13 protein-coding genes are annotated in these 17195 nt (G+C 37.5%); 4 read left to right on the forward strand and 9 right to left on the reverse strand.

Going from position 1 to position 17195, the window contains the following annotated elements; translation table 11 throughout:
* Window position 1: 1 nt before the first annotated feature.
* Together N1I80_RS20910 and N1I80_RS20915 are read right to left on the reverse strand one after the other, a co-directional pair.
* Window positions 2-691, reverse strand: coding sequence for a response regulator transcription factor (locus N1I80_RS20910; RefSeq protein ID WP_340739754.1), 690 nt, complete (start codon window positions 689-691; stop codon window positions 2-4).
* Window positions 692-1411: 720 nt separating this feature from the next.
* Window positions 1412-1753, reverse strand: a complete 342-nt coding sequence (locus N1I80_RS20915) for a winged helix-turn-helix transcriptional regulator (protein ID WP_340739755.1) — start codon at window positions 1751-1753, stop codon at window positions 1412-1414.
* Between the two features lie 156 nt (window positions 1754-1909).
* On the opposite strand from N1I80_RS20915, the gene N1I80_RS20920 reads away from it, so the two are divergent.
* Window positions 1910-2581, forward strand: coding sequence for an NAD(P)H-dependent oxidoreductase (locus tag N1I80_RS20920; protein ID WP_340739756.1), 672 nt, complete (start codon window positions 1910-1912; stop codon window positions 2579-2581).
* Between the two features lie 828 nt (window positions 2582-3409).
* On the opposite strand, the gene N1I80_RS20925 is transcribed toward N1I80_RS20920, so the two are convergent.
* Window positions 3410-4372, reverse strand: a complete 963-nt coding sequence (locus N1I80_RS20925; protein WP_340739757.1) for a threonine ammonia-lyase — start codon at window positions 4370-4372, stop codon at window positions 3410-3412.
* A gap of 15 nt (window positions 4373-4387) precedes the next feature.
* A complete protein-coding gene (locus tag N1I80_RS20930) occupies window positions 4388-5401 on the reverse strand; it encodes an ornithine cyclodeaminase family protein (protein ID WP_340739758.1) in 1014 nt (337 codons plus the stop codon).
* A gap of 638 nt (window positions 5402-6039) precedes the next feature.
* Here N1I80_RS20930 and N1I80_RS20935 point away from each other — a divergent pair.
* Together N1I80_RS20935 and topB are read left to right on the forward strand one after the other, a co-directional pair.
* Window positions 6040-6849 carry a hypothetical protein gene (locus N1I80_RS20935; RefSeq protein WP_340739759.1) on the forward strand — a complete coding sequence of 270 codons (810 nt, stop codon included), beginning with the start codon at window positions 6040-6042 and terminating at the stop codon, window positions 6847-6849.
* A gap of 175 nt (window positions 6850-7024) precedes the next feature.
* Entirely contained in the window at window positions 7025-9178 is a 2154-nt protein-coding gene (topB, locus tag N1I80_RS20940; protein WP_340739760.1) for a type IA DNA topoisomerase, read from the forward strand.
* Between the two features lie 376 nt (window positions 9179-9554).
* Here topB and N1I80_RS20945 read toward each other — a convergent pair whose 3' ends face one another.
* Genes N1I80_RS20945 through N1I80_RS20955 form a run of 3 tightly spaced genes read right to left on the reverse strand, consistent with a single transcriptional unit; the run spans window position 9555 to window position 14552 of the window.
* Window positions 9555-10952, reverse strand: coding sequence for a PTS transporter subunit EIIC (locus N1I80_RS20945; protein ID WP_340739761.1), 1398 nt, complete (start codon window positions 10950-10952; stop codon window positions 9555-9557).
* Between the two features lie 11 nt (window positions 10953-10963).
* Window positions 10964-12307: a glycoside hydrolase family 32 protein gene (locus tag N1I80_RS20950; RefSeq protein WP_340739762.1), complete on the reverse strand. Its 1344-nt coding sequence runs from the start codon at window positions 12305-12307 to the stop codon at window positions 10964-10966.
* A gap of 52 nt (window positions 12308-12359) precedes the next feature.
* Window positions 12360-14552, reverse strand: a complete 2193-nt coding sequence (locus N1I80_RS20955) for an alpha-galactosidase (RefSeq protein WP_340739763.1) — start codon at window positions 14550-14552, stop codon at window positions 12360-12362.
* 206 nt (window positions 14553-14758) lie between these two features.
* Between N1I80_RS20955 and N1I80_RS20960 the strand changes: the two genes are divergently transcribed.
* Window positions 14759-15574, forward strand: coding sequence for an AraC family transcriptional regulator (locus N1I80_RS20960; RefSeq protein WP_340739764.1), 816 nt, complete (start codon window positions 14759-14761; stop codon window positions 15572-15574).
* A gap of 116 nt (window positions 15575-15690) precedes the next feature.
* Here N1I80_RS20960 and N1I80_RS20965 read toward each other — a convergent pair whose 3' ends face one another.
* Together N1I80_RS20965 and N1I80_RS20970 are read right to left on the reverse strand one after the other, a co-directional pair.
* Window positions 15691-16677, reverse strand: a complete 987-nt coding sequence (locus tag N1I80_RS20965) for an acrylyl-CoA reductase family protein (protein ID WP_340739765.1) — start codon at window positions 16675-16677, stop codon at window positions 15691-15693.
* A 1-nt stretch (window position 16678) separates the two neighbouring features.
* Window positions 16679-17134, reverse strand: a complete 456-nt coding sequence (locus N1I80_RS20970; protein WP_340739766.1) for a PaaI family thioesterase — start codon at window positions 17132-17134, stop codon at window positions 16679-16681.
* Window positions 17135-17195: the final 61 nt, after the last annotated feature.

Genomic DNA, 17195 nt, shown 5'->3' on the forward strand with positions numbered 1-17195 from the left:
CCTACTCCCTGCCTTCATATTCAAAACAGTACCCGACATTACGAATGGTCTTTATGCCAATGACTGAAGAGTTATCAGGAATAATCTTTTTTCGTAAACTAGACACATGGACTTGCAAGGAATTGATATTTTTTTCACTCAACGGATCATCTCCCCAGATTTGCTCCAATAAATTCTCTTTCGTGACAGTGGTGCCCCGATGTTGGATTAAAATCATCAATAATTGGATTTCCTTCTGTGTCAAAAAGATTTCTTTATGATGTAAAAATACACGATAGGTGCCCACATTGATTTTGAGTGGTGGAAATTCATACATAGTAGACCCGTGCATTTTCGTTCTTCTGATATTTGCCTGAATTCGTGCAGACAGCTCAGCTAATTTATACGGTTTTGTCATATAGTCATCCCCGCCAATTTGCAGCGCCTCTGTTTTGGGGGCATCATCTAGCAAACTCGTTAAAAAGATAACCGGGGCAATTGTGTAATTGCGAATCTTTTTACAGATGTCGATTCCCGTCCCATCCGGCAACAAAATATCCAGCACGATTAAATCCGGATTTTCAATTTCAATGAGTGCATATGCCTGTTCTGCCGTTTCAGCTAGTAAACATTCATATCCTTCACGTTCCAGATAAATAGAATTAATATTCAGAATATCTTTGTCGTCATCTACTAATAAAATTCGCGTCATGCACTTACACCACCTTTCCTTACAATCTAGTCAATACTTTTAGATTTTAAAAGTATTAAATCCTTCTTTCGTATGCCTATTTAACTATATGTTAACCCGCCAATTTTGTTTTTACAACTAAGGGTATGTGACCAATTCAGAAAGTGACTGACATCATAAAATTTAGGATGGTCTGAGGTTCCATATGTACTATATACTTCAGAAAAAATCATTATGGATATAAATATGCCTATTATGGATGGTGGTGTTGCACAGAAAAGATTAAACTTCGATTTCCGTTAACGAAAATTATCATTCTGACTTCGTATAAAGAGGTTGAATATGTTTTAGCAGCATTAAGCCATGGGGCTGATCGTCTCTTTTTTAATTATCTATTTTGCTAATTCATATGACTTTTTTTAGTATAGTATGATTTGTAATCTACAATATCTGAAAAGGAGAAATCACTTATAATGAAAAACACTAATACACTCTATAATAAGGTATGTAGCAGTAGGAGAATATCTAAATTTGGTTCGTTCTTTCAATCCCCGCTTATCTGTACTAAAGATGTTATCAAGACTGACAACTGGGATGTTGACTTTTCTACATTTATGAAAGAACTGGAGAAGGGTTCTCTGTAGACCCTTTTCCACTAGATGATCCGAAGAGCCGTTTCTTCTTACCAAGAAATATTTATAGTTGCTTACTCATCGTTAACATGAAATGAAAAGCCAATATTTACGCTTCGTCCTTTTCCAAGAACTGCTTGTATTCCTCCCCCCAAACCATAACTGAATCTAGTATTGGCTTTAGTTTTTTTCCGACATCGCTCAATGAATATTCGACTTTAGGTGGTATTTGAGAATATACCTTACGAACAACAACGTTTTGCTCCTCCAGCCTGCGAAGCTGCTTGGTTAAGGTTGCATGAGTAATGTCTGGAAACAACCGTTGAATTTCATTAAATCGCATCGTTTTTTCACTTAAAAACAGAATAAGCAGCATGGACCATTTTCCCGACAATATCTTTTGGGCGCATGTGAACCCGCATTCTTCCAATATTTCATTAGTGTAGTTCATAATGGCTATCCTTTCCGGTATCTAATTGCATACTAACGCTACTCCAAGAGCGTAGAAACCCTCCAAAGATACCTCTATAATACGAATTGCGCGATACAAATTTATCATATGATAAATTTGTAGACAATAAAATGAAAAACAGAGGAGAGTGCTCGTATGAATACTATCATACCCGTTTGCAAAGAACACGTTATTTCAGCTTTTCAATATAGACACGCTACCAAAACTTTTAATACGACCAAGAAAATATCCGAAGAGGATTTTAACTTTATTCTAGAAACAGGAAGGTTATCTCCCAGCTCGATTGGTTTAGAGCCATGGAGGTTTGTCGTTGTGCAAAATCCGGAGTTAAGGAATAAGCTAAAAGCAGTTTCACCTGGAGCGCAAGGCCAACTGGACACCGCGAGTCATTTTCTGATCATTCTTGCCCGAACAAATGTAAGGTATGATTCCGAATATGTGATTGATCAAATGAAAAATGTGCAAAAAATGTCCCAAGAGGTTGTTACTTATATCTCTGAAGCGTTAGGAGAGGTTCAGGAAGTGCGTGGTTTGTTGAAAGATGAACGTTTAATGTATGAATGGTCTGCCAAGCAAACCTATATTGCTATGGGGAATATGATGACCGCCGCTGCTTTAGCTGGAATCGATTCTTGTCCGATGGAAGGATTTGACTATGCTGCAGTAGACCATATCTTAAACGAAGAAGGTTTGTTAGAAGAAGGAAACTTGAAGGCATCCGTGATGGTCGCTTTTGGATATCGGAATGAAGAGCCCAAACGAGCCAAAATAAGAAGCAATATGGATCAAATTGTGAGTTGGACATAAAAGATTGAGGATCGTCAATTGGTTCTTCGGTTCTTGTGAATTGGATTCCAAAGGGGAGAATCAAGGCTATTTAATGGGAAGAACAATCGATTAAGCCTAGCATACCAATGATGCTAAGGGTGTTCCCACAAGAAAGACGAAATCAGATATTAAATAGTTAAATTTGAAAATCACCTCATCTCTATAAAATTTCTTAGAGGGGATGATTTTTTCAAAGGTGATTATTCAACTCCCATGAAAGAACTTAATCACTCCTATTTTCGGGTGAATTTAATGCCACTTAAGCAAACATCAATTTCTAGACCACTTAAATTTTCATGGAAATTAACACTAATCTCAACCTAATTATGAATTTGGAAACCCTCTTAAATTATGCGATACTATGACTACAAGAACTAACGTTTTATCGCAAAAAGAAATGAGGTGCTATCATGAAACCGGTCATCCTATTATGTGGATGAAAGGGTCAAGAAACGTTAAAACTTAGGTGAAAGTTGTTGAATCCCTTACTTGATGAGGACTGTATACCATTTTCACGTTAGACTTTCCCGAGTAAATAGTCTAACAATAACGAGGATTAGAAGATCAATCATTTTGGGTGAATTTATTACTGACTCCGTTAATATTTAACGCAGACACAAATAAAGGGAAGAAAAACACCTTAGGTCAAGGTATTTTTCTTCCCTTTATTCAATATTACTACCCCATGACAACGAGAAGTGGCTATTCTGCTACAACTCCCTATTTGGCTATAAATAATTCGTTGGTTCAATAAAATTATTATGAAGTTTCATTTTAAATCTAAAATATCTTCAATCATCCGGATTTTTAATATTTCACCAAAATAGAAGCCAAAAGTTTACCATCAATATTTCCACCTGATAAAACAAGCGCTATGTTTTGTCCTCCAATTTTTTCTCTGTGCTCCATAATAGCAGCTACAGTTGTACAGCTCCCAGCTTCTACAATATATTTTTCTTCCTTTGCCATAAAACTAACGGCTTTTGCAATGGATTCCTCTGAAACAACAAGAAATTCATCGACATAATCCTTCGCCATTTCATAACTTAGTTTTCCGATACCACCAATTAGGGAATCACATAGTGACTCTTCACTAGGATATTCTTCATAGAAGGTATGATCTCTATAAGAATTTATCATAGCGGGACATGCCTCTGTTTGTACCCCAATAATACGGATATCTGGCTTGAGGGATTTTGCAGCAACTGCAATACCTGTAATCAAGCCTCCACCGCCGATTGGAACAACAATCGTATCAATATCTGGCTGTTGTTCAAGAATTTCAATGGCAATTGTTCCTTGACCAGCGTATATTTTAGGATCACTATAATATGCATCTATAAATGTTAGATCATTTTCCTCTATATAAGTCATTCCAAGAGCATGTGCCTCATCATAACTGTTCCCCATCAGCATAATATCTGCACCAAAGTATTTAATTTTATCAATTTTACTTTCCGGTGTGTTTTTAGGAACAATCACTTTTGCATTTTTGATACCAAGAATTGAAGCTGCATAACTAACAGAGCTGCCATGATTTCCTGAAGAAATGGTTCCAATACCACGCTCTTTTTCTTCTGTTGTTAATGTCATCATTTTATTCAAGGCACCACGAATTTTAAAGCTTTTTGCTCTTTGAAAGGATTCAAGTTTAAAGAAATAGCGCTGATTTTGATTTCCTAAATAATAAGATTCTTCTAGGGGTGTTGTTGGAACATGGTTCTTAATACGTGCATAAGCATCTTGTATTTCTTTGTATTGTAAGGTCATTTTGTTATCTCTCCTTTAAATAGTAGACTTCATACCAAGTCCATTTTTCTCTGCCTGCTTTAATGCCATGTCAGCTGTAGCTATATCTAAAAGTGCCATACCGGTAGCATCAAAGATTGTAATTTGTTCATTACTTGTTCTTCCATTAACTGTTCCTACTATTAAATCGCCTAGTTCACCAATGATATTTGTTTCATGTATAACGCCCTGTTTAAGTGGAATTTCTATTTCGCCAACCTCTTTGCAATGTTTCATATCGTCTACAAATAGTAAGGACGATGTCAGAATTTCAGCAGCGATTTCCTGCTTCCCTTCCATATCCGCACCGATACAAGAAATGTGCGTCCCTTTTTGAATCCATTCTTTTTTGATGATTGGTTTTCTTGAAGGAGTTATCGTAATGATAATATGACTATCGTGTACGGCTTTTTCTAAATCTTCTACAGCTTCAAATATGATACTTTCTGTGCTTATGCCAAATTCGTGTTGAAGTTTATAATGAATCCCTTCGACAAAACTTTTAGAATTGGCTGTTTGCTGTGCAACTACTCGCACTTTCTTAATCGTTGGCATAGTCGTCAATGTGGCAGCGATTTGGAAGATTGCTTGATTCCCAGCACCAACAATTAATAGGTTTTCTGCATCTTTTCTAGCCAAATACTTAGCGCCTAATGCTCCTGCTGCCCCTGTTCGCATGCCAGTAATATAAGCAGCATCTGTCATACCAAGAGGCATCCCTGTCTCAGCATCAAATACAGCAATCATACCGATTAGTGTTGGAATACCTTTTTCAGCATTATCCCCAAACCAAGTGACCGTTTTATTCCCAAAAAGTTGCTTACTTTTTAAATAACCCGATTTAATATCTAGATCAGCTTTTCCTCTATTGAATTCATAAAATACTGTAGGCCATACGTCTGTTAAACCTTCACTCTTTGCTTTATATACACTTTCAACTACCTCTATTACTTGTTGCATATTAATGATTTTTGTTACATCTTCTCTACTTAGAATACGAATGTCAAACATTATTATTAACTCCTTTCTAGTTACTCGAAAAATTTATAATTTATAATTTCTATTCATTTTCACTCTGTAAATCCCCCTCTCCTCTCCAAATACAAGTTGCATTTACCCTAAAAAAAGCAATAAAGCACCGAATCTCACTCCTCCTCTAAAGGCCCTAACGGAGTGAAATCCAGTGCTTTTATTGTTCTTACCCGGGGGTAAAAACAAGCATCATAATATTTAATTTTATAACTCTTGTTAAGAATAGCATAATTTAATGACTATTGGCAATAAGGTTTTATAATGTAGCTTTTGAATAACCGGATTTTACTCACACCATCTATTGGGACTTTTAAAAGTAGTTATTAGAGGTGACCCCAATGGAATATGGTAATTACAGATTTGTGTGGAAAGCAAGGAGGGGATATTGTGTACACACCCTCGTTCATCATTGGACTAGAGAACAAGTCAACCAAAGAAATATTCCCTCACCCTATCAGCTATTTTCTATTTAAGAACTATCATAGAAACTCGGGCTCTGTAAACACTGAACTTACCATAACACAAGTTATGGTCCCCTTTTTAAACTTTATATTAGACAAAGTGAACCGGGAAGTGACTGAATATACTGAAGTTACTAGTTTAGAAGATCTACGTGAGTGTCACGCAAATGCCTATTTACAATATTGTGTAGACGAGAAGAAATTAGAAAGGTATACAAAATCGATTTCACCTTTAAAAAAACCGATGAAACCCTTTTACGGGAAAAAATAAAAAGAAAAGATATAGTACCCCAAAACCACGAATCAAATGAGAATAGAATCTTTATTCGCCTGCAATATATTCGCGAGATACTTTACGTAGCAAAGCATGAGACGCCTGACATTGCCTTTGGAGTTGCATTACAAATATTTTGGGGATTGCGTAAAGGAGAAGTAGTAAACCTCACTAGAACAGCTTTAAAATTGCAGAACAGCCAAGAATATGGCGTGGAAGGGTTAGTGCTGGTTATAAGAGACCATCAAAATGATTTATTTACTCGATTTAACGACGTTTCGACAATGCAAGTAAAGAATCCGAGAGACCAATCCTGCTTGATTGATCCGATTTTAAATTACTTATATAAGCATCATATAGAAGTCGTACTTAAGAAAATAAAGAAACCACTACACCCCAATGCACTGTTTTATGATTCCGAAGGAAATACAATGTCGGTAGATACGTATGATAAGAGATTTTTGAAGTTAAAAAATTCTTATTTAGGAATGCTACTTGGAACTCCCGGTAGATATCAGGATTATCTAGACTTCTCTCAAACTAAATGGCGCTCACACATTGGTAGGGGGGTGTTTACCAATATGTGTTTAGATGCTGGGTTTAATGAAAAACAAACCGCAGTATTACGGGGCGATAGATCCACCCAATCTATGGAAGCCTATTTCGATATCATAACCGCTACTTTCTTCTAAAACCCGGTGCCAGTCACCCACACAAATATATCAAACGCATTTATTTGAATAATCAAATTTATTTAAACCTTCTTGAATTAGACTCCCACGCGCACATTAGATAACCTCCCCCATTTATGCGATAATACAACTATCAGAACTAACGTTTTATCGCATAAAGAAAAGAGGTGCTATCATGAAACCGGTCATCCTAGCTGAAAAACCATCCCAAGCAAAAGCCTACGCAGATGCTTTCTCCGTCAAACGCCACGAAGGTTATTTGGAAATCTTACCATCCCCCATTTTCCCAGAAGGTGCTTATATTACATGGGGCATTGGCCATCTGGTTGAATTGAAGGAACCCAAAGCGTACGACCCCAAATGGACGAAGTGGTCACTGGGCAGCTTACCAATTTTACCTGAACGCTATGAGTTTCAGGTGGCGAAGGGGAAATATAAGCAATTTACGATTGTGAAGAAGCTTATTAAAGGGACGGATACCGTCATTAATGGCTGTGACGTGGACCGCGAAGGATCGAATATTTTCTATAGTATTTACTATCAAACGGGTGCTAGAAACCAGACGATTAAACGGTTGTGGATCAATTCACTTGAGGTCGATGAAGTACGCAAGGGCTTTGCGAATCTGCATGATAATCGTAAGGATTTACTGATGTATGAAGAAGCGAAGGCTCGTCAGATTAGTGATTGGCTTGTGGGGATGAATGGCTCACGGCTGTATTCGTTGCTTCTGAAGGAGCGCGGTGTTCAGGACGTATTTTCAATTGGTCGCGTTCAGTCGCCAACAGTTTTCTTAATTTATCAGCGACAAAGAGAAATTGAGACGTTTGTTTCTGAGCCATTTTTTGAAATTGAAGCAACTTTTATGGCTGCTAATGGAATGTATAAAGGAAAAGCGAAAGCCAAAGAACCGAAACGGGAAATCATTCGGGAACTATTGGCAAAGCATAATATCCACCCGAAATCACCGGGGACGATTACATCTGTGGAGAAAATCGATAAACGAACGCCGCCTCCCCAGCTCCATTCACTGTCAACGTTACAAGCGACAGCGAATCGGTTATGGAAAACGAGCCCTGCGGATGTGTTGAAGATTATGCAAGGACTCTATGAAAAGAAAATTGTCACGTACCCAAGGACAGATTCTCGCTATATTACGCCAAGTGAATTCACTTATCTTGCCGATCAAGTAGGCGATTTCCAACAGCTCATCGGACATCCCTTCCCTGTCGAGTCGCTTGCACCGAAAAAGCGTTACGTTGACAGCTCGAAGGTTCAAGAGCATTACGCTATCATTCCGACGAAGAAAATCCCGTCACAGGCAGTGCTTGGCAGGCTATCGAATATTGAACGTAACTTATACGAAGAAGTGGTTCGCACGACACTCGCCATGTTCCATACTGACTATCTGTACACCGAAACAAAAGTGACAACTGACGTCAACGGACTTCCTTTCTTCACAGTCGGCAAGACCGAGCGTGACAAAGGTTGGAAAGCATTATTCGTTCGTTCATCAGCAAAAGAAAACGACAAGAACGAGCCGACATTGCCGCCACTTACGCTCCATGAACCTGTTGACAGTGACATCGGCATTAAAGAAGGCAAAACGATGCCGCCTAAACCTTATACAGAGGGGCAACTCATTGCTATGATGAAAACCTGTGGGAAGCTCGTTGAGGATAAAAACGAGACGGAGATTCTGAAAGAAGTAGAGGGGCTTGGGACAGAAGCAACTCGAAGTGGCATCATCGAAACGATTAAGCGTCATGGCTATATCAACGTGACAAAAAACATTGTTTCTATTACGGATAAAGGGCGTATCCTATGCCAAGCCATTGATGGAAATCTACTTGCAAGCCCGTCGATGACTGCTAAATGGGAAACCTACTTACGTAAAATCGGCAATGGCGAAGGAACGCAGGAACGCTTTCTCGGCAGCATAGCGAAATTCATCAATAGCTTATTGGAGGAAGTACCGGGCCAATTAAACGCCAAGCCGATTGATGCAAAACTAGCAGCTAATGTTGTTGGCAAAACCACTCAACGTACCTCCTACAAACAAGTCGAAGTCGCGCCATGCCCTGCTTGTAAAGAGGGTATGATTATTGCACGCAAAGAATTTTACGGTTGCAGTGCTTATAAGAGTGGCTGCAAGCAAACATTTCCTGGGGTGTTTTTGAAGAAGAAGCTGACGCCAAGTCAGATTAAGCTCTTGTGTACGAAGGGTAAAACGAATGTAATTAAAGGTTTTACGGCTAATACGGGGAACAAATTTGATGCACAGCTGACACTTGTGGACGGGAAGATTAATTTGGAGTTTTCTCAGTAGGGGCTTTCAGGAACCACAGGCGAGTGCCTGTCGCCGTCGCTTTTTATATGGTTAATGCTTAGCATTAGCCATAAATTTTTCAAAGCTCGGTATCCATTAAAATCCCAAGACCTTAGATCAGTACTTACCCTGGTCAAAGACAGTCCAAGCAATATGTAGCAAACCATAAAATGGGCCGCCTATTCGACTTGAAAAATCGTCGTAGACGGCCATTTGTCATACATACCTTAAAAGTACACATTTTTTATAATTCGGGCTTACTTTTCTACTGATCGTTTACTTCGACACTATCACAATCTTATATAAATTGCTTTTGTTCTGCAACATGCCAACTCACCATACGAGAATAAGCATTCGTACACTAAAGCCAGTTTTATTAGTTATTTTTGTTTTGTGTTTTCTCCATAGAGTGTTGGTAACCTATTGTGTAAGTCAAAATAAATGACACAGAGAAAGCAACAACGTTGACAAGAATATAAAGGGGCAATTGATTATTCAAGTATAATAAACTACCCGGAATTCCTGTTAATGCCATTCCGGTAGCTTTTAATTGCAGGATAGATGCTAAGAATCCTCCCACACCGCCACCAATCATTGACATAATAAAAGGTTTTACCAACCTAAGGGTCACTCCAAAAACAGCTGGTTCTGTAATACCTAAAGCAGCAGAAAGACTTGCTGGATAAGCAATTTGCTTCATTTTCGGTGAAAAAGTTTTAATCCCTACCGCTAGAACCGCACCAGCCTGAGCTAAATTACCACAGGTTCCTATTGGATTTAACATATTCCAACCTGTTTGTGAAAGCATATTTATCTCTAAAAAACTCAAGACATGGTGGATACCCAAAATGCCTAATAGTTGTCCGAAACTTCCATAAATCAACCCACCGATTCCAAATGGCAGCTCCAATAAAAATTGAACAGCATATAAGACAACCATTTCAACTTCATGGAAGATAGGTCCTATAACAAATAATGCTAGTGTAATACCAAAAAGAAGTGTTAGAAATGGAGTCAAAATAAGGTCAAGGATGTCAGGTATTTTTGTTTTCAAAAATCTCTCCGTTTTTGCTCCTACAATTCCTATTATAAAGGCTGGCAAAACTGATCCTTGATAACCTACCACTTTAATAAATCCAAAAAACACCAATGGATCTGCAACCTGTTGACCTACTTCATAAGCATTTGGTAAAACAGGATTGACAAGCATTAAACCTAGTACAATCCCTAAAATCGGATTCCCCCCAAAAACCCTAAACGTTGACCAACAAACTAACGCTGGTAAAAAAGCAAAAGCTGTATCTGTTAGAATCTGAGTGAACAATAAAAGTTCATTGGGAATACTATCAGGTGTTAAACCTAACAATGCCAAAATAGATTCTTGTGTAAGCAAACCTCTTAAGCCCATAAATAAACCAGTTGCAACCAAAACCGGAATAATTGGAACGAAAATATCTCCAAAAATTCTAATGCCACGTTGAAAGCGGTTTCCTTCTTTCTTAATAGGAGCCTGACTTTGGCTATTATCACCCATTAACATCATGATCTCATCATAAACTTTGTTTACCAATCCAGTACCCAAGATGATCTGAAATTGACCAGAATTAAAAAAACTTCCTTTAACCTTATCTAGATTTTCAATTTCTTCAGTATGAATTTTTTCTTTATCTACAATAATAACTCGCAATCTTGTCGCACAGTGAGCAACTGAATGTATATTTTCTTTCCCGCCAATCAATTCAATAATCTTCTTTGCTAAATCTTTATTTCCCATCTTCTCATCTCCTAAAATGCAAAGTAGTGTAATTCTCCTTCTTGCTGTAATCCGGCATATTTCACACTTAAATTCTCTTCATTAGTAAAATATCTTAATGAGAAAACACATTCTCCATCATTCACAAATATCTCTATAGAGGAGTTATCACTAAAAATACTCATTTGTGCTAGACTTTGAATCTGTTTTACTTTTGTTTCCTTTTTATAAGTTACCCAATTTTCTCGTGTAACAGATAACTCGTTTTTCTTACTACAATAATGAATTTCTACTGCACCATCTCTCAATAATAATTGGAAATCACTAGTACAGTCTTTTCTATCCAACTCTAGTTCAAATCGTCCACTTTCTAATTCAAAAGAACCTTGAGAAGATATAAATTTCTGTTCCTGTTTTCTTAGTTCTTTAACTTCTTCGATAGGTCTTTGACGAATTCCGCCATTTTCCCATGTTACAATACGTGGTAAAGTCAAACAATGCATATATCCATATTGTTTAGTAGGGCATAAACGCTCCTCTAAATCAGACATTCGGGACATCCATCCCACCATAATTCGTCTTCCTTTATAATCCGAAAAAGATTGTGGTGCATAGAAATCAAATCCATAATCAAGTAATTCCAAAGAACTTTTTGGTAGAAACTTTTTTGCCTTTTCATCAAATTTTCCAGATATAAATGCTGAGTAGCTAGAAATATCTGTTAAACCATCTTCCTTTTCTGACCTCTCTTGAGGACAACAAAGCAATATATCTGTTTCATCATTTATAGAAAATAAATCTGGGCACTCACACATGTTGCCTAAGTGCTGGCCGTACAAAATATTTTCATATTTCCAGTGCAACAAGTCACAAGAAGAATAGAGTGCAATCGCGCCTTTCCGCTCTCTCGTTTGAGCACCTACAATCATCCACCAATTATTTTCACCTCTCCAGACTTTTGGATCTCGATGGTGTTCCGTAAACTCCGTCGGGGTTTCAATGGCATTTTCTTCTTTAATAAAAGTCCGACCATCCTTAGATCTACTAATGCACTGATAGCTTTTTCTTTCCCCATTATTTTTTACGTTTCCAGTATAGAATGTATAGATTTCTCCATTATGTTCTATACTGCTCCCTGAATAAACACCATCACGATCCAATTTTCTATCCGGAAGTATAGCAGAACCCTCATTTCTCCAATCAATCATATTAGTTGAAGTAAACACCCCCCACTCTTTGTAATCATGGTTCGTATCAAAACGATTCCATTGGTGGAAAAAGTAATATTTATCTTCAAACCAAATTACACCATTTGGATCATTCATCAAACCTTTATCTGGCTCAATATGGTATGTCATTTTATAAGGATTCTTCAAAAATAGCCCTCTTCCCATTACTTTTTTATCTTGTATATTATTGATATTTCATTTACATACGATACTTTTTAAATCTCCAGAACATACTTACAAAGTCTTGCTTGATTATTGGCAATGTAATACCAATATTCATCAACTCATCCCCTCCATACAACTCTTCCGTCTCAACATTTTGATACAAATAATCGGGATGTAAGCCTTTAAGTTTTATCGTTCGAAGAGGAGCTGCTGGTTCAGACAATACTTTGAAATAACTGGCTGCCGCTTCTGATTGGTCTTCTGAAACAAAATTCCATGCAGCTTCATTCCCATCAAAGGGGTTAAATATTCTATAAAACCTACCGAATTGAATAAGTGGTCGGATCTCTTTATACAAAACAATTTGTTGTTTAACTACTTCTTTTTCTTCCAGTGTTAACTTTGTTAAATCTAGTTCGTAACCTAAATTCCCAGACATGGCAACATAGCCCCTTGTCTCAAGCGAAGTAATTCTTCCAACTTGATGATTTGGGACAGATGAAACGTGCGCCCCCATTGTGATCGGCGGATAAACAAGACTTGTACCGTATTGAATTTTCAAACGAGAAATCGCATCTGTGTTATCGCTTGTCCATGTTTGTGGCATATAATAAAGCATCCCTGCGTCAAAGCGCCCTCCACCGCTTGAACAACTCTCAAACAATATATCTGGAAATTTAGTTGTAATTTCTTCCATTACTTTATATAATCCTAATATATAGCGGTGTGCCGTTTCACGCTGTCGTTCGGGCTGTAACGCTATTGACCCTACATCCGTCATATGACGATTCATATCCCATTTTACATAGGTTATTGGGGCACTCGATAAGATATCTGACACTCCTTTAACTATGTAATCACAGACTTCCTGTCTTGAAAAATCCAAAACAAGTTGATTTCTCCCTAACGTATACGGTCGATCTGGTACATGTAAACACCAATCTGGATGACTTCTATATAAGTCACTATCTATAGAAACCATTTCAGGTTCAAACCATAAACCAAACTCCATACCAAGATTACGAACGCGGTTTGCAAGATCTACTAAACCATTCGGAAGTTTACGCTGATTGACTACCCAATCTCCTAACGAGCTGCTACTGTCATCACGTTTTCCAAACCATCCATCATCTAATACAAATAATTCTACTCCTACTTGTTTTGCTTCCTTGGCAATTTGTTCAATCTTTTCTGCATTAAAATCAAAATAAGTGGCTTCCCAGTTATTAATCAGTATTGGACGTACCTTGTCTCGAAATAACCCACGGCTTAGTCTTTCACTATACAATTCATGATAAATTCTGGACATATCGCCTAATCCTTTGTCTGTGTAAACCATTACAACTTCAGGCGTTTGAAAGGTTTCCCCTGGCTCTAATAGCCACGAGAAATCGAAAGGATTGATACCCATCGATACCCTTGTATTACGATATTGGTCCACTTGAACTTGTGCTGTAAAATTCCCACTATATACAAGGTTAAACGCATACACTTCGCCTTGATCTTCATCGGTTCCTTTTCTAACTAACGCTAAAAATGGTGCCTGTTGGGGACTGCTGGCCCCCCGGCAACTATCAACCATTTGAATCCCTGGTACAATTTCACGTCTCACAATATTTTTTTCATTACCATGAGCACCATGCAATGTGATTAATTCATATTCATCATCACGAAAATCAACGCTTGCACTTAGTGTTCGAAGCATTTTTAAATTTTGTGATCCTCGATTAGCAAACTGAACAGATCTAGTAATAACATCTCGATCTTCATACAAGCTATAGGATAACGTGACAGTTAGTCCCAACAATTTGTCTTCCATAATGATTTCTAGTGTTTCCGCCTCATTTTCATCCTCTACATAAGTGGATGGAAGCCCTTTCAATTTTGGTTTACCTTTATACATTCGGTATTTCTTATAACGAAGGTCTGTCACAGTAGAGCCATTGTCTAGTTGTATTTCGTAAGCTGGAACTCTAAAATCTCCTCTTCCATATGCCGGATACTCCTGAGGTAATGTGTCTAGCGAAAATGTTCGATCTAACGGGTCTGGATTAGGAGAAAAAACCCGATCCATAAAGATAATTTTATTGCTCCCGCGATACGTGTGAACTCTCTTCCCCCAATACAAGTGAACTAAATAAGCATCTCGTGTAACCTGCATAACATAACTCGTTTTTTTTCCTTGCAAATGAAATAAAAGTTGTTCTTCATCGATGTTAATACCCATAGCAACCTCCCATATAGAAGTAAGCATCAATTATTCCAATGGTGTACAATGTATACACCATATAACTTTCAATGAAATATGGTGTATTCCATAATGCTTATGGCTTCATATTAATAGTTTTAACCTGATATTTATATGGCATTATGTAGACTCAGTATGGAATGATGTGATAACTTGAGGGAATTTTCAATCAGAGGGGTGGTACAATGAATTCAAACTTTTCCAATCTTCCACATAATAATTTAGATATAAACTTGTACACATACGGTAAAGAAACTTGTATAAGTAACTACTCTTATGGTCCAGCGATACGAAGCGGATACATAATTCACTATATTTTAAAAGGTAAAGGGATTTTTAAAGTACAGGACAAAATTTATCATTTAGGTAAAAATGAAGCGTTCTTAATTGAACCAAATGTTTTAATTTATTATGAAGCAGATGTTGAGGATCCTTGGGAATATAAATGGATTGGTTTCAGCGGAGTAAAAGCAAAAGAATATTTAAACAGATCAAGTTTATCTATGGATCAACCAATTTTCACGTTTGACCCGGATACTAAACTAAACCAATGTATGGATAGTATCATAATGACATCAGCGCTATCGTCTAATAAGGATTTGCTATTAACTTCGAAGCTTTATGAGTTTTTATATATTTTATGTGAACTCTTTCCGAATCGTGAAGTCACCATCGAGGTAAAAAAGCAAAAGTATATCGAAGATGCGATACTTTTTATTGAACAAAATTACTCGCATTATATTACTGTTAATGATATTGCTAAATATATTTCAATTGACCGTTCATATCTTCATCGGTTATTTAAGCAATATCTCAATACATCGCCGCAAGAGTTTTTATTAAGTTTAAGAATAGAGAAAGCATGTTTTCTACTAACGAACTCTACGCTTAAAATCGGGGATATTTCCCGTTCAGTGGGGTATAATGATCCACTTCTATTTTCAAAAACATTTAAGAAAAGTAAAAAGTGTACTCCTTCAGAATATCGAAAGAACCAGTGATTATGAAGTCGGTTAACACGCATAATGAATATACAAAAAAAGCTACAATCACTGAATGCTCTTCAGGAGTTGTAGCTTTTGAACTTTATTCTTTCTGCTATCCCATTCGAATCCTTTTATAGTTTAACAATCGTTCTACCGCGTACTTTTCCTTGTAGAATAGCACCTAATACTTCTGGCAGCTCTTTTAATGAGATTTCATTTACCATATCTTCATTTAACGCTGTTGGTTTCAAATCATCACCTAAACGACTCCAAATTTCTAAACGCTTCTTCATTGGATATTCAACCGAGTCAATGCCAAGCCAATTAACACCTCTCAGAATATAAGGAAGAACGGTTGTAGAAACTTCAGTCCCGCCTGTTAAACCACATGTGGCTACAGATCCGCCATATTTCAACGTACTTAGAATGTATTGGAGCGTTTTTCCACCTACAGGATCGATTGCGCCAGCCCATTTTTCTTCACGCATTGGCTGATTGTCCTTATCTACAATTTCGTCACGGTGAATGATTTGTTTGGCGCCTAATCCTTTCAAATATTCTTCTTGATCTGATTTGCCTGTACTCGCAACCACGTCATAGCCTTTTTTAGCCAAGATATTCACCGCAATACTACCTACTCCACCTGTAGCACCTGCTACCAAAACAGATCCATGGCTTGGTTCTAAACCATTATCTTCAAGTCTTTGAACGGATAATGCTGCGGTAAACCCAGCTGTTCCGAGAATCATGGCTTCTTTTAAAGACAATCCTTTTGGAAGAGGAACAACCCACTCTGCAGGGACACGTGCGATTTCACTAAATCCTCCAAAATGTCCTGTTCCTAATTTGTAGCTAGTGACAATGACTTCATCCCCTGTTGTAAAACGTTCATCTTTTGAATCCATAACCGTTCCGGCTAAATCGATTCCTGGTACTAGCGGATAGGAGGTTACAAAATCATTTAGGATAGCTACTATACCGTCTTTAAAGTTCACACTAGAATAGGCTACTCGAATGGTTACTTCCCCTTCTGGCAGATCCTCCATACTTAATTGTTTGATTTCTAACTTTGTTTGATCATTTACTTTATCTAATACCATTGCTTGAAAATTAGTCATTTTATTTACCATTTCCTCTCTCAACTCTTTTTGGTTCAGCGTTTCCTTTTAAAATCATACATGTGCTAGTTGAATGAGCAACAAGACTTCCTTTTTCATCATAGACATGACATTCCAGTAGTCCAACTGTGGTGCCTTTTTTAATTAATTTCCCCTCAGCTCGAAGTTTCGAATCAAAAATAGGTTTAAGGAAATTTAATTTAATTTCCACTGTCGTAAAAAGTTCATCATCTGCAAGTGTGCTGGCAAAAGTATATCCCATCGCAGCATCTGCTATATCGCAAAGTATCCCACCATGTAGCGTGCCCATTGGGTTATGCAATCTTTCAGAAGCTTCCATTTCTATGACAACTCTACCTTCTTCGACTTCTACAACCTTGAAACCAAGTAATTGCGCAACTGGGGGGCCAGGTATTTCTCCTGTCACCATTTTCTTTAAGTTTTCTAAGTGATTCATTATCCACGCCTCCTAAATAATAAATTTCAAGAGTATTTTCAAAAGTGCAGGTGAAGGTGTC

Origin of the sequence: Sporosarcina sp. FSL K6-3457, from assembly GCF_038007285.1 — a bacterium.
Lineage (GTDB): Bacteria > Bacillota > Bacilli > Bacillales_A > Planococcaceae > Sporosarcina.

What these genes read in the sequence shown, in the direction of transcription:
- N1I80_RS20930 (WP_340739758.1), bottom strand. Translation starts at nt 5,401, where the DNA reads ATGTTTGACATTCGTATTCTAAGTAGAGAAGATGTAACAAAAATCATT.
- N1I80_RS20965 (WP_340739765.1), bottom strand. Translation starts at nt 16,677, where the DNA reads ATGACTAATTTTCAAGCAATGGTATTAGATAAAGTAAATGATCAAACA.
- N1I80_RS20970 (WP_340739766.1), bottom strand. Translation starts at nt 17,134, where the DNA reads ATGAATCACTTAGAAAACTTAAAGAAAATGGTGACAGGAGAAATACCT.
- N1I80_RS20945 (WP_340739761.1), bottom strand. Translation starts at nt 10,952, where the DNA reads ATGGGAAATAAAGATTTAGCAAAGAAGATTATTGAATTGATTGGCGGG.
- N1I80_RS20910 (WP_340739754.1), bottom strand. Translation starts at nt 691, where the DNA reads ATGACGCGAATTTTATTAGTAGATGACGACAAAGATATTCTGAATATT.
- topB (WP_340739760.1), top strand. Translation starts at nt 7,025, where the DNA reads ATGAAACCGGTCATCCTAGCTGAAAAACCATCCCAAGCAAAAGCCTAC.
- N1I80_RS20955 (WP_340739763.1), bottom strand. Translation starts at nt 14,552, where the DNA reads ATGGGTATTAACATCGATGAAGAACAACTTTTATTTCATTTGCAAGGA.
- N1I80_RS20925 (WP_340739757.1), bottom strand. Translation starts at nt 4,372, where the DNA reads ATGACCTTACAATACAAAGAAATACAAGATGCTTATGCACGTATTAAG.
- N1I80_RS20920 (WP_340739756.1), top strand. Translation starts at nt 1,910, where the DNA reads ATGAATACTATCATACCCGTTTGCAAAGAACACGTTATTTCAGCTTTT.
- N1I80_RS20960 (WP_340739764.1), top strand. Translation starts at nt 14,759, where the DNA reads ATGAATTCAAACTTTTCCAATCTTCCACATAATAATTTAGATATAAAC.
- N1I80_RS20915 (WP_340739755.1), bottom strand. Translation starts at nt 1,753, where the DNA reads ATGAACTACACTAATGAAATATTGGAAGAATGCGGGTTCACATGCGCC.